Origin of the sequence: Streptomyces sp. NPDC101110 (assembly GCF_044759525.1) — a bacterium.
In the GTDB taxonomy this organism is placed as follows: Bacteria; Actinomycetota; Actinomycetes; order Streptomycetales; family Streptomycetaceae; genus Streptomyces.
In genome coordinates this window covers 92445-112875 of record NZ_JBIVZM010000013.1, presented here as the reverse complement: position 1 = coordinate 112875, position 20431 = coordinate 92445, and the positions used below count along the sequence as shown (strand labels likewise).

The following is a 20431-nucleotide window of genomic DNA, read 5'->3' as shown; positions in this document are numbered from 1 at the left end:
TACGAAGGACCTGAAGTGAATATCCGCTCCCTCACTCGGGGCGACGGCGTGGTGATCGGAGCAGCGGTATTGCTGTTGATCGCGTCGTTCCTCGACCTCTACTCGTTCGACAATGTCCCCGACAGCGTCGACCTCCCCATGCTGTGGGGCAGCGGCCCGGTCGTGTTCAGCGTCGTGCTGGCCGGGATCATCGGCGCCGCGCTCGTCGTCGTCGGCCGGGGCCTGCCGCAGGCCCCGAAGATCGCGGGGCTGGAACTCGTCCCGTTCGGCGTCGCGTTCACGGTGTTCGCCGCGTGGAGCGCGCTCGGCAACATCTTCGACGTGACCGGCGGCTACGACAACATCGAGGGGACCAACAGCGACTTCCTCCCGAGCCCCGGCATCGGCATGATCCTCGCCCTCGTCGCCACCCTGCTGATGGCCGCCGCCGCCATCGCCACCCCCCTCGTCCCCGCCCTCAAGGGCGCCCTCCTCCCGGCGCCCCGTCCGGCCGCCCCGCAGCCCTACGGCGCCCAGCCCCCCGGTGGGTACGGCTACCCGGGCGCGCAGCAGCCCGGTGGCTACGGCCAGCCGCAGCCGGGGCAGCCGTACGGCGGTCAGCCGCAGCCGCAGCAGGCGCAGGCCCCGCAGCCGCCGGCCGGGGACTTCTCCCCGTTCTGGTTCGCGGTGCCGGTGCCGCGGCCGCTGTTCGCGGAGGACGGCTCGCCCACGCCGATCGCCGAACTCGCCCCGGGTACCTGGTACCTGGCCGTCGAGCAGCGCGGAGCGGCCCTGGTCGCCCAGACGCAGGACGGCCGCCGCGGTGTCCTCCAGGACACGTCGGGCATCCAGCGCGGCTGAGCCCGCACCCCTCTCGCACGGCCCCTCGCCCTTCCGGGTGGGGGGCCGTTGCCGTACAGTCGTCGCCCCCCGTCAGCTGACATACCGTCAGGAGGCAGGCATGCGGCTCGGTCTCGCGCTCGGCTACTGGGGTCGCGGCCCCTCCCCCGGCCACGTGCCCCTCGCGCAGGAGGCCGAGCGGCTCGGCTACGACTCGGTCTGGACGGCGGAGTCCTGGGGCTCGGACGCGTTCACCCCGCTCACCTGGATCGCGGCGCACACCTCCCGCATCCGGCTGGGTACGGCGGTGGCGCAGATGGCGGCCCGGTCACCGGCCACGACCGCGATGCACGCCCTCACCCTGGACCATCTCTCCGGCGGCCGGGTGCTGCTGGGCCTCGGCCTCTCCGGTCCGCAGGTCGTCGAGGGCTGGTACGGCCGCCCGTTCCCCGCCTCGCCGCTGACGGCCACCCGCGAGTACGTCGACGTCCTGCGGCAGGTGCTGCGCCGCGAGGCCCCGGTCGAACTGGCCGGCCGCTTCCACTCCCACCCCTACCGCGGCCCGGACGCCACGGGCCTCGGCAAGCCCCTCAAGCCGATCACCCACCCGCTGCGCGCCGATCTGCCCGTCCTGCTGGGCGCGGAGGGCCCGAAGAACGTCGCCCAGACGACCCGGATCGCCGACGGCTGGCTGCCGCTGTACTGGTCGCCGAACCGGCCGGACGTCTACGGCCCGGCACTCGCGGAGCTGCCCGAGGGGTTCATGGTGGCGCCGATGGCACAGGTCCGGGTCTGCGACGACGTCGCCGAGGGGCTGCTGCCCGTCAAGACGATGCTCGGCTTCTACATCGGCGGCATGGGCCACGCGGCCCGCAACTTCCACGCCGACCTGATGGCGCGCATGGGCTACGAGGAGGAGCCCCGCCGGATCCAGCAACTGTTCCTCGACGGCCGCCGGGACGAGGCCGTGCTCGCCGTTCCCGACGCCTTCGCCGACGAGATCTCCCTGGTCGGGCCGCGTGAACGCATCGCGGAGCGGCTGGAGTCGTGGCGGAAGGGGCCGGTGACCGACCTCCTGGCCCTCTCCCCCGACCCGCACTCCCTGCGCGTCCTCGCCGACCTCGTCTCCGGGTGAGCGGCGGCGCGTCACCAGAAGATCGCGATCGCCTCCAGCGTCACCTCGCGGGTGTCCTCGCGCCAGCCGGTCATCTTGCCGAGACAGCGGGCCGTGAAGGAGCCGGCCGGGATGGAGCGGCGCGCGTCGCCGGGAGCCACCACGCGCATGGAGACGGGGGGCTGCTCGGCGCCGTACTCGGCCCGCAGGACGAAGCCCTCCGCCACGTCCGGCAGGCGCGTGAACACCCCCTTGACCGAGACGAACGCGCCGATGCGGCTCAGTGTCACCGCGCGGCCGTCCGCCAGGCTGTCGGCGAGGTTCCGGTTCGGCACGACCGTCAGCGTGGTCAGGTCGGCGTGGACGATGGCGTCGGCCCGGTCGAAGGCCTCCATGACCACGCCGATCACGTTGATCGGCTTGTCCTTGCGCACGAACTTGCGGAACGTCTCCTGGCTGACGTCCCGCTTCAGCCTGAACCGGAACAGCCACGTCAGCAGCCGGCTCCAGAAGCCGACACTCGTGTCGACCTTCGTCCGCAGCTCGACGGCCTCCTCCAGCGCGGACCGGTAGTTGCCCAGCTCGTAGAGGTCCATCACCGCCTGCTCGTCCAGGTACAGGCAGATGCTGTACGCCGACTGCCAGCGCCGCAGGTGCCTGCGCCGCTCCCGGGTGTGGCGCACCAGGACCACCGCGAGCGCCACCGCGCCGGCGGCCGTCACCAGCCAGACCGTCATCCACGGCCACCACAGGCTCCACCACAGTGCGTCAGTGACAGCCACGGATCTCCTTGAAGGCCTCGGAAAGGGACGAGCGGCCGGCCTCCACCATCCGGCCGCCCGTGCGCGCCGCCGCGCGCCGCAGCTCGCCCGCGTCGGCCTCGCCGAAGTGGACGGGGTAGGTGTGGACGGCGGCGCGCACGGCGGCGGGCAGTGCCCGGTGACGGCGCAGGAACTGGGCATAGGACAGGCCGGTGTTGTTCTCGCCGTCGGTCATCAGGACCAGCGAGACCGAGCGGTCGGGGTCGGCGGCCAGTTCGCGGGCGGCGGTGCGGTAGCCGTGGTCGAGGGCGGACCACACGGCGGTGGCGTCGCCGTAGCCGCCCCGGGCGACGCCGGAGGCGAGGGCCGTCAGGTCCTTCGGGCCGGTGACGGTGACGGTCTCCTCCCCGAGCACCTTGCCGCCGAACCGGACGACGGTGAGCCGCTCGCCGCGGTGGAAGCGGGTGAACTTGCCGGAGGCGGAGGGGTCCGCGCCGCTGAGTCCGGCGAAGGCCTCGCGCAGGGCGGTCATCCGGGCGCCGCGCATCGAGCCGGAGAAGTCGAGCAGGAAGACCACCTGGCTCGCCCTGCGGCGAGCGGGGTCGCCGTAGTCCACCAGCAGGGTCTTCACGACGACGGGCTGGTCGGGGTAGAAGAGGGCGTTTCCGACCGGCTCGCGCAGCCGTGCGTCCCGGGTGACCGTCGGGTTGACGGGGCGGCGCAGCGCCTGCCGCATGATCTGCCGCTGCACCGGGTCGCGCCGCAGCCACTGCGTGACCTTGTCGTACGCGGCGCGGTGGGCCGGGTTCAGCAGGAGCAGAGGGAAGTCCGACAGGACCGTGCCGTCCTCGGGGCGGACGATCTCCAGGTGCTCGCCGAGACGGCCGCCGGCGTTCAGGGCGAGCAGGTCGGACTCGTACGTGATGAGGGCGTTCGCCTCGTCCTGGTGGTCGACGTAGGAGTCGACGAGGGCGGGCCCGGTGTCGGCGGTGAGGGTCTGGCCGGAGCGGAAGCCGCGCAGCCGGTCGCAGGAGACGTCCTCGGGGCGCAGCGCGGCTCCGGTGCCGGCGGCGGCGGTGGCGACGCCGACGAGGGCGGCCAGTCCGCTGCCGGCGTGCCGGGGGTCGGCCATGCCGAAGCGGACGGTGCCGGTGGCGGCGGCGTCGGCGATGTCGGCCCAGCTGAGCCGGTCGCCGGGCACCTGGGCGCGAAGCCGCCGCGCCACGTCCGGCTTCATTCCGACGACGACGGGGGACGTCATGGTGGGCGTGCGTTGCAGCCCCCGGGTGACGTTCTTGCCGGTGAGCCGCAGGTAGCGGTCGGACGACAGCCAGGGGAGGTCGTACCGGTCGGCGTCGGGGGGCTCGGTTTCGGCGTCGGCCCGCAGGTCCAGGCGCAGGTCGACACCGGTTTCGTCCTTCAACTCGCCCAGCAGTGGGGCCAGTGGGGCGAGGTCGGGCCCGGCGAGTACGCGCAGCCGGACCGTGTCGTCACCGGTGTCGCCGGAGCAGGCGGTGAGGAGGGTGGCGACGAGCGCCAGGCAGAGCGCCGGCAGGCCCCGGACGCGCCTCACCGGCCGTCCGTCCGGTCCGGGCAGTCGCCCACGATCTCGATCATCTTCTCCAGCAGAGGCAGGCTGGGCAGCACCGCCCGGGTGTCGTCGGAAGAGGTGGTGGGCACCGGGATGTGCCGTTCGGTGAGGAACCGGGCGAGTTCGTCACCGGTGGCGCCACCGGTGGCGCTGCGGGCGCGGAAGCCCAGCTCCATGGCCCGGTGCTGGAGTTCGGGGTCCTCGCTGACCAGTTCGCCGAGCCGGGCGCCCTCGCCGGTCAGGGCGACGAGCTGGGGTTCGGTGACGAAGCGCGTGGACGGGTAGAGCAGGACGCGCTCGTCGTCGGTGGCACCCGTCTCGGCCTCCTTGGCGATCTGGTGGGCGAGGAACTGGTGCTCGTAGATCACCGTCACCGGGGCGATGCTCTGTCCGTCCGGGGACAGATACGTCTCGGCCCGTTCGGACGACGGCAGGCCCTGCTCGACGAGGAGCGGCTTGATCCTGCGGGCGAGCCGCTCCGCCTCGGCCTCGCTGTCCGGCGCGTCGTTCCCGTGCTCGACGAAGGCCACGAGTCCGAGGTAGGTGCCGGCCGAGTTGGCCTCGCAGATGTCCGAGGTCTGGGCGAGGATCTTGTTGCCGTTGCGGACGCGGTCGTCGCGGTCGATCTCGTCCCAGCGGTAGCCGTCCCCGGGGTCGCGCTGGACGCCCTTGCGCTTGCCGCGGGACAGGTCGAGGAACTTCCGCATGTCGAGGGTGTAGTACATCGGCCTGCCGTCCGGGCCCGGCCGGCGCTCGGCGACCCCCTCGGCCGCGAGCACCTCGGCGTAGTCGTGGTAGGTGGCCAGCACGATGGGGCTGACGAAGGGGCGGTAGAGCAGCACCGGACGGTTGGCGCGGGCCCGCTCCCGGCTGATCAGGTCGGCGGCGGGCTGGCCGGAGGGGAAGACGACGTCGTACCCCGCGTAGTCCTGCTTGGCGATCTCACGCGAGCCCATGTTGGTGATGTGCACCCGGAAGCCGTGCTTCATCAGCAGCCGCTCGACCACGGGGTCCTGGAAGAAGTCCCTCTTCGAGGCCATCTTGGCCTCTATGGTGACCACCTGCCGCAGTGGCAGCAGCAGGTACCCGGAGGATACGAGCAGGACCAGCCCGATGACCGGGACGGGCAGCGCCGACGCCAGCGCTCTGCGCAGACGTCGGCGCGGGGGTCTGGTGACGGTCAACCGCGGCTCTGCGGTGGCGGGTCTGTTCGCGGGCACCTGCACTCTCCCCCCGGTGGCGCCGGCGCTCTCCCCGAGTGGCCGGGCCAGGATCGTCGGTGATGCCGGTGTACCCCGAACAGCCCTTTGGGGAACGTGGGTTGGCCACGCGGGGAAGGGCACAGGCAGGCCCGGCGGGCGGGGCTCACCGGGCCAGGTTTCATTCAGAGTTCAAGGGCAATCCGGAGACCATGTCCCCTCGATATCGCAGCGGTGCGAATCAAGCCGGCACGATCATCGCGGTCGTGGCCGACATCATGGCCCTCATCCTGGGCCTGTGGATCCTGATGTACCTGCTGGACGCCAACCCGGGCAATTCGTTCGTCCAGTTCATCCATGACGCGGCCCGCTGGCTCGCCGGCTGGTCGCACGACCTGTTCACGTTCGACGAGGCATGGGCCCGAGTGGTCTGCGGCTACGGCCTGGCAGCGGTGGTGTACCTGTTCATAGGGCACGCGATAGCCGCTCGCGCCCACCGGCACTGAGAACGCCGTCAGGGGCTCGCCCTCAGGGGCGCAGGGAACTGCGCGAGCAACCACACACACCCCGCACCCGCTGAACCTGGCGAGCCCCCCGAGTTCCTAGGCGCAACAGTCCGACTCGAGCCCGACCGGCAGCTCCGCACCGCCGAAGACCTGGCACGTCGCCTCGTGCCCACCCAGCGCGGCCACGGCCAGCAGCAGCGACCCCGCGGTCCACGTCGTCAACTCCCGCGGCCAGATGGCCTCGTCGTCGAAGACGTAGCCCGTCCAGTACAGCCCGCTCTGCGGATCCCGCAGGTGCTGGATCGACTGCAGGATCTCCAGCGCCCGGTCCGACTCCCCCATCGCCCACAGTGCGAGCGCGAGTTCGGCGGACTCACCCCCCGTCACCCACGGGTTGGGCACCACGCACCGCACGCCGAGTCCCGGGACGACGAACCGGTCCCAGCCCTCCTCGATCCGGGCCTTGGCCTCCTCAGCGGTCAGCGCACCGCCGAGCACCGGGTAGTACCAGTCCATCGAGTACCGGTTCTTGTCGAGGAACCGCTCGGGGTGCCGGCGGATGGCGTGCCGCAGCGCGCCCGCCGCCAGCTCCCAGTCCGGTTGGGCCTCTTCCCGCTGCTCGGCGATGGCCAGCGCGCAGCGCAGTGCGTGGTGGATGGAGGAGCTGCCCGTCAGCAGGGCGTCCGTGGTGTGCGTGCCGTCGTCGTCGCGCCGCCAGCCGATCTGCCCGCCGGGCTGCTGCAGGTGGAGCACGAACTCCACCGCCGCGTACACCGCCGGCCACATCCGCTCCAGGAACGCGTCGTCGCCGGTCGAGAGGTAGTGGTGCCAGACGCCGACGGCTATGTAGGCGACGAAGTTGGTCTCCCGGCCGCGGTCGGCGACCGCGTCGAACTCGCCGTCGGTGTAGGCGGCGTACCAGGATCCGTCCTCGTTCTGGTGCCGGGCCAGCCACAGGTAGGCCCGCTCGGCGGCCTCGTGCTCGCCGGCCGTGTCGAGGGCCATGGCCGCCTCGACGTGGTCCCAGGGGTCGAGGTGGTGACCCCGGAACCACGGGATCGCCCCGTCCTCGCGCTGCACGGCGAGGATGCCGGCGACGGTGGCGGCGGCCTGCCCAGCGGTGAGGACCCCGGGCAGGACCAGGTGTTCCGTCCGGGGAGTGGTCACGTGGCGTCCGCCCCGTTGCCGGCGAGCCGCGGCAGGTGCGGCTTGGTCGCGTACGCCACGAAACTCTTGCCGATCAGCGGGTTCAGCGCCTGCTCGGCGACCCGGGTGGCCAGCGGCTTCTTCATGATGTCCCAGACGAGCAGCTTGTGGTACGCCCGCACCGGCAGCGCCTTGTCGTTGTCGACGCCGAACGCGCACTTGAGCCACCAGTAGGGCGAGTGCAGGGCATGGGCGTGATGGGTGCCGTAGGGCTTCAGCCCGGCCTCGCGGATCTTCTGCAGGAGTTCGTCCGCCTTGTAGATGCGGATGTGGCCGCCCTCGACCTCGTGGTAGGCGTCGGACAGGCTCCAGCAGACCTTCTCGGGGCCGTAGCGCGGCACAGTGACGGCGATGCGGCCGCCGGGCTTGAGGACCCGCACCATCTCCGCGAGGACGCCCTTGTCGTCCGGGATGTGCTCCATGACCTCGGAGATGATCACGACGTCGAAGGACTCGTCGGGGAAGGGCAGCGCGAGGGCGTCGCCCTCCATCGCCGTGGCGGTGGCGCCCTCGGGGGCCTCGCCGGCCTCCTTCATCGCCGCGAACCACTTCGCGACCTCGCGGATCTCCTCGGCGTTCTGGTCCAGCGCCACGACCTGCGCGCCGCGCCGGTAACACTCGAACGCGTGCCGCCCGGCACCACAGCCGAGGTCCAGGACCCGGTCTCCCGGGGCGAGCGGGAACCGGGAGAAGTCGACGGTCAGCACGTGGCCCTGCTTTCGGAGTTGGCGCCTTCTACATCTGCGGGAACGACGGGCACGGTGCCCGCCGAGGTCACGGCCGGGGCAGCGGACGCCGCCGTGGCCTCCGTGCCCGGAGCCGGGCCGGCGGCGGAACCGGCGCCCGGCACCACGTGCGGCCGGGTCGCCGGGGCGGCCGGGGAACGGCCGATGCCGCCCTCGGACCGGGCGATCGCCTCGCGGTACCGGGCCACCGTGCCTTCCGCGGCCCTGGCCCAGGTGAAGTGCCGCAGCACCCGATCGCGCCCGGCCGCGCCGAGGCGGGCGCGCAGGTCCGGGTCGGACAGCAGCCGGCCCAGGCCCGCGGCCAGGGCTTCGGAGTCCCCCGGCGGCACCGCCAGGCACGTCTCGCCGTCCCGTCCGGCGACCTCGGGGATCGCGCCACCGGTCGTGGCGAGCAGCGGTGTCCCGGTCGCCATGGCCTCCGCGGCCGGCAGTGAGAAACCCTCGTAGAGCGACGGCACGCAGGCGACCTGCGCCGAACGCACGAGGTCGACGAGTTCCGCGTCGGAGATGCCCTTGACGAACTCCACGGCGTCTTCGAGGCCGTACCGTTCCATCGCCTGGGCGACCGGCCCCTCGGTGGGCCGCTTGCCGACGACGACGAGATGGGCGCCGGGCTGTTCGGTGCGTACCTTGGCGAGCGCCTCGACGAGGTGCACCAGGCCCTTCAGCGGCACGTCCGCGCTGGACGTCGTCACGATCCGGCCCGGCACGACGGGCACCGAGGGATCCGGCGAGAACAGGTCGGTGTCGGCGCCGATGTGGACCACGTGGATGCGGTCCCGCCGGACCCCCAGGTGGTCGATGATCTCCTGCTGGGAGGTGCCCGACACGGTGACCACGGAGGGCAGCCGGCGCGCGACACGCTTCTGCATGCGCGTGAAGGCGTACCAGCGCCGCACCGAGGCGCGCCGCTTCCAGCCGTCCGCGGCGTCCAGCTCCAGTTGCCGGTCGACGGTGATGGGGTGGTGGATGGTGGTCACCAGGGGCGCGCCGACATCGCCCAGCAGGCCGTAGCCGAGGGTCTGGTTGTCGTGCACGACGTCGAACTCGCCTCGGCGGGACCGCAGGTGGCGGCGGGCGCGCAGCGAGAAGGTCAGAGGTTCCGGGAAGCCGCCGGTCCACATCGTCGCCACTTCCAGCGCGTCGATCCAGTCGCGGTACTCGCCGCGTCCCGGCGTGCGGAAAGGATCCGGCTGGCGGTACAGGTCGAGGCTGGGCAGCTCGGTGAGGCTCAGTCCGTCGTGGCCCTCGTCGAGGACGGGGTAGGGCTGGGCTCCGATGACCTCGACCCGGTGGCCCAGGCGGGCCAGTTCACGCGAGAGGTGCCGGACGTAGACGCCCTGCCCGCCGCAGAACGGGTTCCCTTTATAGGTGAGGAGCGCGATGCGGAGCGGTCGCAAGCCGTCGGCGGCGGGGGCCTGAGGAGCCCCGGCCTCCCTGGCCTCTGCGGTCACTCTGGGCCCCCTTCTCCCTGCACGGTCCCGCGAGATTACGCCGGGACGCTAATCTAGAACAAGTTTCAGACTTGATCGTTCGGAGGCTCTGAATCTACCGGCAGGTAAGGGCGCTGTGAGCAGTGGATCAGGTGATTCACGCCACGGCCGGCACCGTGCCATGCTGTGTGATCACTCGTCCTCACGGACGGTCACGGAACGGGTCCGACACATGCCCGCGGAAGCCAAGGTGAGCGCCAAGGTGAACAAGCCGGCCAAGGTGGAAGCCAGAGCGGCAGCCCCCGCCTCCCCGCCCCTCACGGAGCGCCAGGAGGCCCGCCGCCGCCGCATCCTGCACGCGAGTGCGCAGTTGGCCAGCCGGGGCGGTTTCGACGCCGTGCAGATGCGCGAGGTCGCGGAGTCCTCCCAGGTGGCGCTCGGCACGCTGTACCGCTACTTCCCTTCCAAGATCCATCTGCTGGTCGCCACCATGCAGGACCAGTTGGAGCACATGCACGGCACGCTGCGGAAGAAGCCACCGCAGGGCGAGACGGCGGCCGAGCGGGTCGCCGAGACGCTGATGCGGGCCTTCCGGGCGTTGCAGCGCGAACCGCACCTGGCGGACGCGATGGTCCGCGCCCTGACGTTCGCCGACCGCAGCGTGAGCCCGGAGGTCGACCAGGTCTCCCGCCAGACGACGGCGATCATCCTGGACGCGATGGGCCAGGAGAACCCGACGCCCGAGCAGCTCTCGGCGGTCCGGGTCATCGAGCACACCTGGCACTCGGCACTGATCACCTGGCTGTCGGGCCGGGCCTCGATCGCGCAGGTGAAGATCGACATCGAGACGGTGTGCCGTCTGATCGATCTGACGGCGCGCAGGACGGCCGACTAGAACGAGTGCAACCGGGAGCGCGCGTGGACGGTCTTGACAAGGGTGAACCCTCGTCCGCCCCGGCGCCGGGCCGAACGGCGCGGCCTCCGTCTGTGGCCCGTCGGCCTGGCCCTGACCGCGGCCTTCGCCACGGCCCTACTGGTCGCCGCCACGGTCTTCTTCACCGGATGGGACCTGCTCGACGCACGCGGACTCAAGCCGGAACGCCGCGTCGACTCCAAGACCCTGTTCGATCTCGTGAAGCTGTCCTTCGGCGTCGTCGCCGGAGCCGGTGCCCTGGTGGCCCTGGTGGTCGCCTACCGGCGCCAGCGGGTCGACGAGGACGGCGCCCTTCGGGAAAGCACCCGGCTGCACACCGAGCGCTTCACCACGGCCGTCTCGCAGCTCGGCGACGATTCCGCTGCCGTCCGCCTCGGAGGGGTGCACGCCCTGGCCGGACTCGCCGATGACGCCCCCACCCGCGCACTTCGCCAGACCTGCATCGATGTCCTGTGCGCCTACCTGCGGCTTCCGTACACCGCGGAGGCCGATCTTGCGGTAGGCGAGGCGGCGGCCCGACAGACCTACCTCGCCCTTCGGGAAGTCAGACATACGGTCATCCGGCTCGTCCGGGACCACCTGCGGCTGCCTGTCGAGCATCAGCATTCGTGGCGAGACCATGACCTCGACTTCACCGACGTCATCTTCGACGGCGGTGACTTCTCCCGCTCAGTCTTCTCCGGGGGAATCGTCAGGTTCACCGGAGCCGTCTTCCCGGGGAACGCCGTCTCCTTCGCGGGCGTGTGCTTTTCCGGAGGCACCGTCGACTTCAGTGGAGCGAGGGTCTGCGGCGGCACGCTCGCCTTCACGGACTCGAGTTTCTCCGGCGGCGCGGCTGATTTCTCCAGGAGCGCGTTCTCCAGCGGTACGGTGGACTTCAGCGGGTCGGTGTTCTCCGGCTGCGCCGTTGCTTTCAGTGGCTCGGGGTTCTCCGGAGGCACGGTCGACTTCAGCGGCGCCGCCTTTTGCGGTGCAGCAGCCGACTTCAGTAGCGCGACGTTCTCCGCCGGAAGGGTCAGCTTCGACGGCGCGATCTTCTCGCAGGGAACGGTCGGCTTCGAGGCCGCGGAATTCTCCGGCAGCCGCATCGGCTTCAACGGAGCTCAGTTCTCAGGAGGCATGGTCAGGTTCGACGATGTCACCTTCTCCGGCGGCAGGGTCATGTTCACGGACACTCTGTTCTCCGCCGGGCTGGTCGGTTTCGAGGGTGCCGCCTTCATCGGTGCCACAGTCCACTTCGATCACAGGACTTTCTCTGGCGGTCGGGCCGACTTCACGAACGCCCGGGGCACGGCGCCGACGGGATTGCTACCGACAAGCGGCCCCAATGTGCCACCGCCGGGACTCACTGTGCCCCCGGGCTGGTGACCGATCGTGGCGCGGCCACATAAGAGGGCCGGAACTCGGCATCGGGTGTTTCACCTCCGGCAGGCCGACGCATTATCACTCTGACAGGCGGGTCACGCTTCGCACGGACGGCACACGGGGGGACCCGCGACGTGGGGGCACACAACGGACCTTCAAAGGGAGGCCCCGCGTCTCCTCCTCACCAGCTGCCCCGAACAACCACTCACTTCACCGACCGCACGACGGAGATCGCGCGATTGAACGCGGCGGCCCGCGAGGACAGCGGCCTGATCGTGGTGTCGGGACAGGCCGGTGTGGGGAAGAGCGCGCTGGCGGTGTGGTGGGCCCACCAGGCGATCGCTTGCTTCCCTGACGGGCAGCTCTACACCGACCTGCGCGGCTACCACGCACTGCCACCGCGACGGCCCGAAGAGGCCCTGCACGCCTTCCTGCTGGCCCTGGACGCTCCTATGGAAAATCTTCAGGGCCACCTCGACGCCATGTCCGCACAGTTCCGTTCCATGGTGCACGGCAAGCGTCTGCTCATCATCGCCGACAACGCACGCCACGCCGACCAGGTGCTGCCGCTTCTGCCGGGGACCCCTGGATGCAGTGTGGTCGTCACCAGTCGGAGCGATCTGGCTGCCTTGGAGGTGACCCAGGGAGCCGACCGTGTGCCCTTGCGGCCACTTCCCCGACGCGACGCCGTCGAACTGTTCTCCCGTGTGTCCGGACAAGCCGAGACCCAACAGATCAGGGCCTTGATCAGCCGGTGCGGCACCCTGCCCCTGACCGTGCGGATCGCCGCGCAGCAGGCTCACGCACCCGGTGACATCGCCGATCTGATCAGGGACCTGTCCGACGCAGGAAACCGGCTGACAACCCTGACCAGCCCGGACGAGGAGATGGGAATGCGCATGGTGCTCTCGTGGTCGTACAACAGTCTCACCCCTGCGAAGGCACGTGCTTTCCGGCTGCTCAGCCTGCATGCGGGCCCCGACTTCTCATCCGGCTCAGCCTCCGCACTGATCAACGAAACGCCGACCGCGGCACTGCGCATGCTCCGGGCCCTGAAGTCGGACAACCTGCTGGAGGAGATGTCGAACAGAAGGTTCCGATTCCATGACCTGGTCCGCGACTATGCCGAGGAACGGGTCCTCGCCGAGGAGCCGACGGCCGAACGCGACGCGGCGGTGCGGCGCGAGCTTCTGCACTACCTCCGACTCTGTGATCGCGTCGACCGGGTGCTGGCTCCGCAACGCCAGCACGTGCCCTTGGACGAAGACGAGGACGAAGAGACATCGCCGCCGGAGCCCGGCTTCACCGACTCTGCCGCAGCCCTCGCCTGGTGTGACACGGAGATCCTCAACATCGTCGCCGCAGTCGACCAGGCCATGAAGCGGGGTATGCACGACATGGCGTGGAAGATCCCGATAGCCCTCATCTACTACTTCGTGGTCCGCCATCACCACACCTACCGCCACGACCTGTCGGCGACGGCACTTCAAGCCGCCCGCCTGAACCGGAACACGTGGGCGGAGATCTGGGCCCATATCTGCATGGGCGGGGCGCTGGGTGAGGTCGGACAGCACGCCCAGGCGGCCGAGAACTTCAGTGCCGCACTCGCCCTCAGCCGCAGGACCGACGACCGGAAGTGGGAGAGCATCGCCACCTACAACCTCGCCTGGACGCTGCGGATCGCCGGCCGCTACGAAGAAGCCTACGTGCAGCAGAAGCGCGCCCTGGAGCACCACCATGCCGAGCAGAACCAGCGCAGCCAGGCGATCAGCCTGAACGAACTCGGCACCATCAGCATGCTCCTGAACGATCCCGGCAGGGCGCGTGAGCACCTCCTGGGTGCACTGGACATGTCCCGTGCAGCGAAGGACACGCTGACCGAGGCAGCGGTGCTCCACCAGTTGGGTGAGGCCTGCACGCGACTGCAGGACGAGGAAGCCGCGGCTGAGTGGTACGAGCAGGCCGTCACGCTTCGGCGCCTCGCGGATGACCGACCCGGCCTCGCCCACTCCCTCGTAGAACTGGGCCGACTGCGGATCGAGTCGCGCCGGACCGAGGCCCGCACCCATCTGGGCGAGGCGCTGCGTCTCCTGGACCTGCTGGAAAGCCCCTTGGCGGGGGAGGTACGCGACCTTCTGGATCGCCTCCAGTGAGGTCGGGCCACGAGAAAGACCCCCGGACACGCGAGGGACCTACGAGACGGGTTCCCTTCGCCGGCATGGTCCGGATCAGGTGATGGGGGTCGCCTTCCGGTCGCCCGGCCTTGCGGCCCTGCGCCCTTCCGGCCTCTCAGCCCTACCGTCGCAGTCGGCACCAGCGGAAGCCTGACTTCACTTCCCGCCGACGTCGGCTACTCCGGTCGGACTCCCTCACTCGCCTCGTAGGCCGACTTCCAGAATAGAACGCCCAGAGTGGAATAAAACCCCCTCAACCATGATTTTCCGGTCAGCTCCCGGCACTCCCCGGCTCCGTACGGGCCCTACTCCTCCGGCGGGAACACCGCCTCCCCACTGTCCCTCAGCGTGATCACGATCGCCTCCGCCGGGCAGCACTCCGCCGCCTCCAGCACTCGCTCGCTGGCGTCCATGTCCGGGGCCGCCGGACGGGACTGACGGGCGGCGTCCAGGCGGAAGCCGTCCGGCGCGTGATGGAGGCACTGCGCGGAGCCGATGCACAGGGAGCGGTCGACCTCGACGTGCCAGCGGTCGCCCATCGCTACGCCTGCGCCGGGAGGTGGATCATCTTGTGCTCCAGGTACTCGCCGTAGCCCTCGGGCCCGAACTCCCGCCCCAGCCCCGAGTTCTTGTAGCCGCCGAAGGGCCCCAGCATGTCCAGGCTGAAGGTGTTGACGGAGTAGGTGCCCGTGCGGACCCGGCGGGCGATGTCGACGCCGTGCTCGACGTCCGCCGTCCAGACGCTGCCGCTCAGGCCGTAGTCGGAGTCGTTCGCGATCTTCACGGCGTCGGACTCGTCGTCGTAGGGCAGCAGGCAGATCACCGGGCCGAAGATCTCCTCGCGGGCGATGCGCATGGAGTTGTCGACGTCACCGAAGAGGGTCGGCTCGACGTACCAGCCCCGGTCCAGGCCGGCCGGGCGTCCGCCGCCGGTGAGGATCTTGGCGCCCTCCTCCTGCCCGATGCGGATGTAGTCGAGGTTGCGCTGCTGCTGGCGCCGGGCCACCAGCGGGCCCACCTGGGTGGCCGGGTCGAGCGGGTCGCCGACGGTCAGTGCGCCCGCCGCGGCGGCGAGAGCGTCGGCGAACTCGTCGTAGCGCGAGCGCGGCAGGAGGATGCGGGTCTGGGCGACGCAGGCCTGTCCGTTGTTCATCCAGGCCGCGGGGGCGATGCCCGCCACGGCCGTCTCGAGGTCCGCGTCGGGCAGCACGACGGCCGCGGACTTGCCGCCGAGTTCGAGCGTCACGCGGGTGAGGTTGCGGGCGGCCACCTCCATCACACGCTTGCCGGCCGCGACCGACCCGGTGAAGGAGACCTTGTCGATCCCGGGGTGCCCGACCAGGTACTCGCTGACCTCCCGGTCGGCGGGCAGGATCGACAGCACGCCCTCCGGCAGCCCGGCCTCGCGGGCGATCTCGCCGAGCAGGTACGCGTCGAGCGGCGACTCGGGCGAGGGTTTGAGGACGACCGTGCAGCCGGCGAGCAGGGCCGGGGCGAGTTTGGCGGCGGCGACGAACTGCGGGACGTTCCAGGGGACCACGGCGGCCACCACCCCGACGGGCTCGCGCCGTACGAGGATCCTGCCCAGGACGCCGTCGCGCGGCTCCTCGTGGGTGAAGTTCCGGGCGACGGTGATCGCCGAGTCCCAGACCATGACCGCGCCGAGGGCCTGGGCGAGGACGCTCCAGGAGTACGGCGAGCCGTTCTGGGCGGAGATCACGCGGGCGATCTCGTCGTGCCGGGCGGTGACGGCGTCCTTGATCCGGCCGACGACCTCGATGCGCTCGTCGAGGCTCAAGCGCGGCCAGGGCCCCTCGTCGAACGCCCGCCGCGCCGCCGCCACCGCCCGGTCCACATCCGCCGGCGAGGCGTGCGGAACCCGCCCGATGACTTCCTCGGTGTGCGGTGAGACCACCTCGATGACGTCCTGGCCCAGGGGGTCGGTCAACTCCCCGCCGATGAACAGCTGTCCGTGTTCCACGAGCTCGGTCATGGCCGACTGCCTCCCCGGGAGCCTTCTCTGACGGTTCATCAGATACGCCCACTGATACCAGCCCCGTCCCGAGGAGTCCACGGACCGCGCACCACGGGAGACTCCTCGCTGGAACCCGTTCTAGTTATAGTGACGAGGAGCCGGCGACAGGGGAGCCCATGACACAGGTGACCGACCACGGCGGAGGCGTCCGGTCGCTCCGGGTCCCGATCCCGGACAACCCGCTCGGTTACACCCTGGTGTACGTCGTCGACACCGACCGGGGCCCGGTGCTGATCGACACCGGCTGGGACGACCCGGAGTCCTGGGACACCCTCACGCAGGGCCTCACGGCCTGCGGCACCCCGGTCGCCGAGATCCACGGTGTGGTCATCACCCACCACCACCCCGACCACCACGGTCTGTCCGGCCGGGTCCGGGAGGCGTCGGGCGCCTGGATCGCGATGCACGCGGCGGACACCGCGGTCGTACGGAGGACCCGCGAGGCCCGTCCCGAGCACTGGTACGCGTACATGGCCGACAAGCTCGCCGCGGCCGGTGCGCCCGAGGAGCACATCGCGCCGCTGCGCCGGCCCCGGGACCGCGCCCTGCCCGGCTTCTCCCCGGCCCTGCCCGACCGCGACATCGTCCCCGGCGACCTCCTCAAACTGCCCGGCCGCCGGCTGCGCGCGATCTGGACCCCGGGACACACACCGGGCCACGTCTGCCTGCACCTGGAGGAGACGCACCCGGCGCAACTACCCGGGCACGGCCGCCTGTTCAGCGGCGACCACCTGCTGCCCGGGATCACCCCGCACATCGGCCTCTACGAGGACCCGGACGACGCCACGGTGACCGACCCCCTCGGCGACTACCTGGACTCCCTCGAACGCGTCGGCCGTCTGGCCCCGGCCGAGGTGCTCCCGGCCCACCAGCACCCGTTCTTCGACACCGCCGCCCGCGTCGGCGTGCTGCTCACCCACCACGAGTCCCGCCTGAACGACCTGCTGGCCCTGCTCGCCGTCCCCCTCACCCCCTGGCAGCTCGCCGAGCGCATGGAGTGGAACCGTCCCTGGGACCGGATCCCGTACGGCTCCCGCACCATCGCCGTCTCCGAGGCCGAGGCGCATCTGCGGCGCCTGGTGAAGCTGGGGCGCGCGGAGGCGGTCCCGGGGAGCGAGCCGGTGACGTACGTGGCGGTCTGACGTACGGGTCCGACGTACGTAGGGCGGGGCGACGCGCACGTCGTGACAGGGCAGGTGTGCGCACGGCGCCGCACGCCCCTGAAGCACCAAAACGCGCCCATCGCACGCCCCTGACCACCGGCCAACCGTCCGGATAGCGTGCCCGGCGGGGTGGTGAGGGCGCCGAAGGGACGGCATGGGGACTGCCGGCGTTCCTCATCACGCAATCACCGGAAAGCGAAATGGGGGACCTGCCGTGGGGGAAAGCATGTCCGCGGAGATATTCGTCTCCGCGTTCAATCGGCTCGGCTGGGACACGTCGATGGCGCAGCGGGGAGCCGCAGGATACTCATCGGTGCGGAGCTGGCGGAATTCGCAGACCGGGCAGGTGGCCGCGGCGGGTGCGGCCGCGATGGCGGTGCCGGGGGCGCACGCCGTGGCCATGGTCGGCGATGTGGCGTTCCTGCTGCACAAGATGTCCGTCTGCGCCTGGGGAATCGGCTTCAAGATGGGCGCGACGGTGGACGGCGAGGACGATCTCGCGGTCATCCTCGCGCTCTGGGCCGACGCCCTGGAGCCGGACGCGTTGAGCGTGACCTCGGCGGGGGCCGCGGCATCGGCGGGCTTCATCGCGTTCAACGTGGCCTATCCGACGTACGGAACCGCCGTGATGGCCAAGGCGCTCGCCCTGGGCGCGGGCAGCGGCGTGTCCGTGGTCGGAGGGAAGATCGTCGGGAAGAAGGGTGCCAAGGCCGCCGCGAAACTCAGCAAGCCGTTCATCAACAAGATCGCACAGAAGGCTGCGGTGAAATTCTCCGCGGTCCTGGGATCGAAAGCTGTGACCGGCTTCGTTCCGGTCCTGGGCGCCCTCGCCGGAGCGGGGATCAACGCTTTCTTCGTCTCGAAATTCGCTGACGCGGCGGAGAGTTACTACAGCCACAAGCTGGCCGCCGGCGGCTGACTACCGGCCACCGCGGCCCTCCGTCGGCGCGCCACCCGTCCTCGCGCGCCCCCACCCGGGCGTGAAAGCGCCTTCGGCATACGTCGGATGGTGCCTGGGCATCGCCCCTAGGATGGTCGTGCCGCGACGCTTCAGCGCGTGCGGAGTTGCGTTCCACCGCAAGGAGACATGCCCATGGGCACCGAAGAGGCCGCCGGCACCTCGCCCTTCGACGGAGTCCTGGACGAGAGACCGGCCGGGCCCATGGTGCCGCGGCTGGCCCTGGGGGCCCGCCTGCGCGGGCTGCGCCAGGAGCGGGGCATCGGCCGGGAGGAGGCGGGGTACGTCATCCGCGCCTCCCCCTCCAAGATCAGCCGCATGGAGGCGGGCCGCCACGGCTTCAAACTGCGCGACGTGGCCGATCTGCTGACGCTCTACGGCGTTACCGACGAGGCGGAGCGGGCCACCTTGCTGGCGCTGGCCGAGCAGGCCAACACCCCCGCGTGGTGGCGGTCCTACAGCGATGTCGTGCCCGCCTGGATGCAGACCTACCTCGGGGCCGAACAGGCGGCGAGCCTGATCCGCTCGTATCGGGTCCAGCGCGTGCCCGGCCTGCTGCAGACCGCCGACTACGCGCGGGCCGCCGTACGGCTCGCGCACCCCGAAGCCGGGGCGGCGGAGACCGACCGCCGGGTGGCGCTGCGGATGGCCCGCCCGCGGATTCTGCACCGGCGGCCGGCGACCCGGCTGTGGGCCGTGATCGACGAGACGGCGCTGCGGCGCCCTGTGGGCGGCAGTCGCGTGATGCGGGACCAGCTCAGGCATCTCATCGAGAGTTGCGCGCTGCCGCACGTCACGGTGCAGATCCTGCCGTTCGCCGCCGGCGCCCACGCCGGGGAGAGCGGGCCGGTGACCATTCTGCGGCTGCCCGGCGGGCAGCTGCCCGACGTGGTCTACCTGGAGCAGCTCACCGGCGCCCTCTATCCCGACCGGCCGGCCGAGATCGAGCGCTACTGGGACGCCATGAACCGGCTGGTGGTCGAAGCCGAGTCCCCCGACGAGACTCCGACCATCCTGCACCGCATCCTTCAGGAGACGTGAGGGCTCAGACGTGAGAGCTCAGACCTGCGGGCTTCAGGCCTCGCGGACGCAGGTCCCGCGGGCTCAGGCCTCGCGAGCGCGCGTCCCACGGGCTCAGGCCTCGCGAGCGCGCGTCCCACGGGCTCAGGCCTTGCGGACGCAGGTCCCGCGGGCTCAGGCCTTGCGGGCGACGCCGCCGTACTGGTGCACCTCGGCCGGGAGGCCCAGGGCCGCCGCGTCGGGACGCCAGCGCGAGCAGGACGCCACACCCGGTTCGAGCAGTTCGAGACCGTCGAAGTAGCGCGCGATCTGCTCGGGGCTGCGCAGGATGTAGGGAATCGAACCGCCGTCGTTGTACGTCTGGATGGCCCGGACGTAGTCCTCGCTGGTGTCGGTGGAGTCGTACTGCACGAGGTAGCTGCCCGGTGGAAGCGCTGCCACCAGCCGGCGCACGATCGAGCGGGCCTCGTCGTGGTCCTCGATGTGGCCCAGGATGCCCATCAGCATGAGGGCGACGGGCTGGTCGAAGTCGAGTGTCTTCCCGGCCTCCCGGACGATGGTGTCCGGATCGCGCAGGTCGGCGTCCACGTAGTTGGTGACGCCCTCCGCCGTGCTGGTGAGCAGGGCGCGGGCGTGGGCCAGCACCAGCGGGTCGTTGTCGACGTAGACGATCCGGCTCTCGGGCGCCACCCGCTGGGCGATCTGGTGGGTGTTGTCCACGTTGGGCAGGCCGGTGCCGATGTCCAGGAACTGGCGGATGCCCTCTTCGGCGGCCAGGTGGCGGACGGCGCGGGCGAGGAAGTAGCGGGCGGCGCGGGCTCCGGTCTCGATGCCGGGGAAGACCTCGCGGAAGGCGTCACCGGCCAGTCGGTCGACTTCGTAGTTGTCCTTGCCGCCCAGCCAGTAGTTCCAGATCCGGGCCGAGTGCGGCACCGAGGTGTCGATCTTGGGGAACGGCTCCTGCTCGGAGTTCTCCACGTGGTCGGTCATGGACGCTCCTGCGTGTGTGGTCGAGGAAGCCCCACGTTATCCGCTCGGGGCCCTGGAGAGGATCAACTCCATTGCGGAGCCCGCGAGTTCCCCGTCATTGCGCACCACAGCGCCGGCCTCGGCGCCGCACTCACGGCGCGGCACCCCCGCCTCGCCGATCTCATGGACGTCGGCACGGCGCCCCGGCCGTGGGTTTTCGCGGTGGAGTGGGCGGCACGGGGCGGCTCCGTCCGCCCACCCGGGACCCCCTCGGCCCGATTGCTACGTGCGGGTACAGTAAGCGGGTCGTCATCACATCGTACGGGGGGAAGCCGGTGCAATTCCGGCGCTGGCCCGCAACCGTGAACCGCCCACCAGGGCGGTGAGCCGGATCGCCTCGTACGGGTCGTGACCGGCTCGCGTGCCCGGCGGAGTGCC

Annotated in this window: 18 protein-coding genes and 1 riboswitch; of the genes, 9 read left to right on the top strand and 9 right to left on the bottom strand. The window is 71.0% G+C overall.

The features are described from left to right. Window positions 1–15: 15 nt before the first annotated feature. On the top strand, window positions 16–840 hold the full coding sequence (locus tag ACIQU3_RS27695; RefSeq protein ID WP_403731882.1) for a DUF5336 domain-containing protein: 825 nt from the start codon (window positions 16–18) through the stop codon (window positions 838–840). Between the two features lie 100 nt (window positions 841–940). Further along, entirely contained in the window at window positions 941–1954 is a 1014-nt protein-coding gene (locus ACIQU3_RS27690; RefSeq protein ID WP_403928226.1) for an LLM class F420-dependent oxidoreductase, read from the top strand. Window positions 1955–1965: 11 nt separating this feature from the next. Here the strand turns inward: ACIQU3_RS27690 and ACIQU3_RS27685 are convergent, their stop codons facing one another. Genes ACIQU3_RS27685 through ACIQU3_RS27675 form a run of 3 tightly spaced genes read right to left on the bottom strand, consistent with a single transcriptional unit; the run spans window position 1966 to window position 5505 of the window. Further along, the gene (locus ACIQU3_RS27685) at window positions 1966–2715 is read right to left on the bottom strand and encodes a hypothetical protein (RefSeq protein WP_403731876.1); all 750 of its coding nucleotides are present in this window, start codon (window positions 2713–2715) and stop codon (window positions 1966–1968) included. Next, entirely contained in the window at window positions 2702–4267 is a 1566-nt protein-coding gene (locus ACIQU3_RS27680; RefSeq protein ID WP_403928223.1) for a substrate-binding domain-containing protein, read from the bottom strand. Before ACIQU3_RS27680 ends, ACIQU3_RS27685 begins: the two co-directional genes overlap by 14 nt. Continuing rightward, window positions 4264–5505: a hypothetical protein gene (locus ACIQU3_RS27675; protein WP_403928221.1), complete on the bottom strand. Its 1242-nt coding sequence runs from the start codon at window positions 5503–5505 to the stop codon at window positions 4264–4266. The genes ACIQU3_RS27680 and ACIQU3_RS27675 overlap by 4 nt, the downstream gene beginning before the upstream one ends. Window positions 5506–5696: 191 nt before the next feature. On the opposite strand from ACIQU3_RS27675, the gene ACIQU3_RS27670 reads away from it, so the two are divergent. Further along, window positions 5697–5990: a hypothetical protein gene (locus ACIQU3_RS27670; RefSeq protein ID WP_403731865.1), complete on the top strand. Its 294-nt coding sequence runs from the start codon at window positions 5697–5699 to the stop codon at window positions 5988–5990. Between the two features lie 96 nt (window positions 5991–6086). Here ACIQU3_RS27670 and ACIQU3_RS27665 read toward each other — a convergent pair whose 3' ends face one another. The 3 genes from ACIQU3_RS27665 to ACIQU3_RS27655 are packed head-to-tail and all read right to left on the bottom strand — an operon-like array spanning window position 6087 to window position 9396. After that, complete coding sequence (locus tag ACIQU3_RS27665; RefSeq protein ID WP_403731862.1) at window positions 6087–7157, bottom strand: prenyltransferase; 1071 nt, start codon at window positions 7155–7157, stop codon at window positions 6087–6089. Then, window positions 7154–7903 carry a class I SAM-dependent methyltransferase gene (locus ACIQU3_RS27660; protein ID WP_403731858.1) on the bottom strand — a complete coding sequence of 250 codons (750 nt, stop codon included), beginning with the start codon at window positions 7901–7903 and terminating at the stop codon, window positions 7154–7156. Before ACIQU3_RS27660 ends, ACIQU3_RS27665 begins: the two co-directional genes overlap by 4 nt. Next, window positions 7897–9396, bottom strand: a complete 1500-nt coding sequence (locus ACIQU3_RS27655; protein ID WP_403928220.1) for a glycosyltransferase family 4 protein — start codon at window positions 9394–9396, stop codon at window positions 7897–7899. Before ACIQU3_RS27655 ends, ACIQU3_RS27660 begins: the two co-directional genes overlap by 7 nt. Window positions 9397–9607: 211 nt before the next feature. Between ACIQU3_RS27655 and ACIQU3_RS27650 the strand changes: the two genes are divergently transcribed. The 3 genes from ACIQU3_RS27650 to ACIQU3_RS27640 all read left to right on the top strand — a co-directional run bounded on the left by ACIQU3_RS27650 (window position 9608) and on the right by ACIQU3_RS27640 (window position 13827). Further along, the gene (locus ACIQU3_RS27650; RefSeq protein WP_403731852.1) at window positions 9608–10270 is read left to right on the top strand and encodes a TetR family transcriptional regulator; all 663 of its coding nucleotides are present in this window, start codon (window positions 9608–9610) and stop codon (window positions 10268–10270) included. A 237-nt stretch (window positions 10271–10507) separates the two neighbouring features. Then, complete coding sequence (locus tag ACIQU3_RS27645) at window positions 10508–11677, top strand: pentapeptide repeat-containing protein (RefSeq protein ID WP_403731849.1); 1170 nt, start codon at window positions 10508–10510, stop codon at window positions 11675–11677. 236 nt (window positions 11678–11913) lie between these two features. Beyond that, window positions 11914–13827, top strand: a complete 1914-nt coding sequence (locus tag ACIQU3_RS27640) for an ATP-binding protein (protein WP_403731844.1) — start codon at window positions 11914–11916, stop codon at window positions 13825–13827. A gap of 326 nt (window positions 13828–14153) precedes the next feature. On the opposite strand, the gene ACIQU3_RS27635 is transcribed toward ACIQU3_RS27640, so the two are convergent. Then, window positions 14154–14387, bottom strand: a complete 234-nt coding sequence (locus tag ACIQU3_RS27635) for a ferredoxin (RefSeq protein WP_403731841.1) — start codon at window positions 14385–14387, stop codon at window positions 14154–14156. Between the two features lie 2 nt (window positions 14388–14389). Next, window positions 14390–15841, bottom strand: coding sequence for an aldehyde dehydrogenase (locus tag ACIQU3_RS27630; RefSeq protein WP_403928218.1), 1452 nt, complete (start codon window positions 15839–15841; stop codon window positions 14390–14392). 158 nt (window positions 15842–15999) lie between these two features. On the opposite strand from ACIQU3_RS27630, the gene ACIQU3_RS27625 reads away from it, so the two are divergent. From ACIQU3_RS27625 to ACIQU3_RS27615, 3 genes are all read left to right on the top strand, one after another. After that, entirely contained in the window at window positions 16000–17025 is a 1026-nt protein-coding gene (locus tag ACIQU3_RS27625) for an MBL fold metallo-hydrolase (protein WP_403928215.1), read from the top strand. Window positions 17026–17200: 175 nt separating this feature from the next. After that, window positions 17201–17965 carry a hypothetical protein gene (locus ACIQU3_RS27620; protein WP_403731831.1) on the top strand — a complete coding sequence of 255 codons (765 nt, stop codon included), beginning with the start codon at window positions 17201–17203 and terminating at the stop codon, window positions 17963–17965. Window positions 17966–18139: 174 nt separating this feature from the next. Further along, window positions 18140–19045, top strand: coding sequence for a helix-turn-helix domain-containing protein (locus ACIQU3_RS27615; protein WP_403928213.1), 906 nt, complete (start codon window positions 18140–18142; stop codon window positions 19043–19045). A gap of 153 nt (window positions 19046–19198) precedes the next feature. Here the strand turns inward: ACIQU3_RS27615 and ACIQU3_RS27610 are convergent, their stop codons facing one another. Then, on the bottom strand, window positions 19199–20014 hold the full coding sequence (locus ACIQU3_RS27610; protein ID WP_403731825.1) for an SAM-dependent methyltransferase: 816 nt from the start codon (window positions 20012–20014) through the stop codon (window positions 19199–19201). 305 nt (window positions 20015–20319) lie between these two features. Next, window positions 20320–20390, top strand: a riboswitch (cobalamin riboswitch). Window positions 20391–20431 lie beyond the last annotated feature (41 nt).

What these genes read in the sequence shown, in the direction of transcription:
- ACIQU3_RS27690 (WP_403928226.1), top strand. Translation starts at nt 941, where the DNA reads ATGCGGCTCGGTCTCGCGCTCGGCTACTGGGGTCGCGGCCCCTCCCCC.
- ACIQU3_RS27670 (WP_403731865.1), top strand. Translation starts at nt 5,697, where the DNA reads ATGTCCCCTCGATATCGCAGCGGTGCGAATCAAGCCGGCACGATCATC.
- ACIQU3_RS27650 (WP_403731852.1), top strand. Translation starts at nt 9,608, where the DNA reads ATGCCCGCGGAAGCCAAGGTGAGCGCCAAGGTGAACAAGCCGGCCAAG.
- ACIQU3_RS27635 (WP_403731841.1), bottom strand. Translation starts at nt 14,387, where the DNA reads ATGGGCGACCGCTGGCACGTCGAGGTCGACCGCTCCCTGTGCATCGGC.
- ACIQU3_RS27630 (WP_403928218.1), bottom strand. Translation starts at nt 15,841, where the DNA reads ATGACCGAGCTCGTGGAACACGGACAGCTGTTCATCGGCGGGGAGTTG.
- ACIQU3_RS27625 (WP_403928215.1), top strand. Translation starts at nt 16,000, where the DNA reads ATGACACAGGTGACCGACCACGGCGGAGGCGTCCGGTCGCTCCGGGTC.
- ACIQU3_RS27620 (WP_403731831.1), top strand. Translation starts at nt 17,201, where the DNA reads ATGGGGACTGCCGGCGTTCCTCATCACGCAATCACCGGAAAGCGAAAT.
- ACIQU3_RS27615 (WP_403928213.1), top strand. Translation starts at nt 18,140, where the DNA reads ATGGGCACCGAAGAGGCCGCCGGCACCTCGCCCTTCGACGGAGTCCTG.
- ACIQU3_RS27610 (WP_403731825.1), bottom strand. Translation starts at nt 20,014, where the DNA reads ATGACCGACCACGTGGAGAACTCCGAGCAGGAGCCGTTCCCCAAGATC.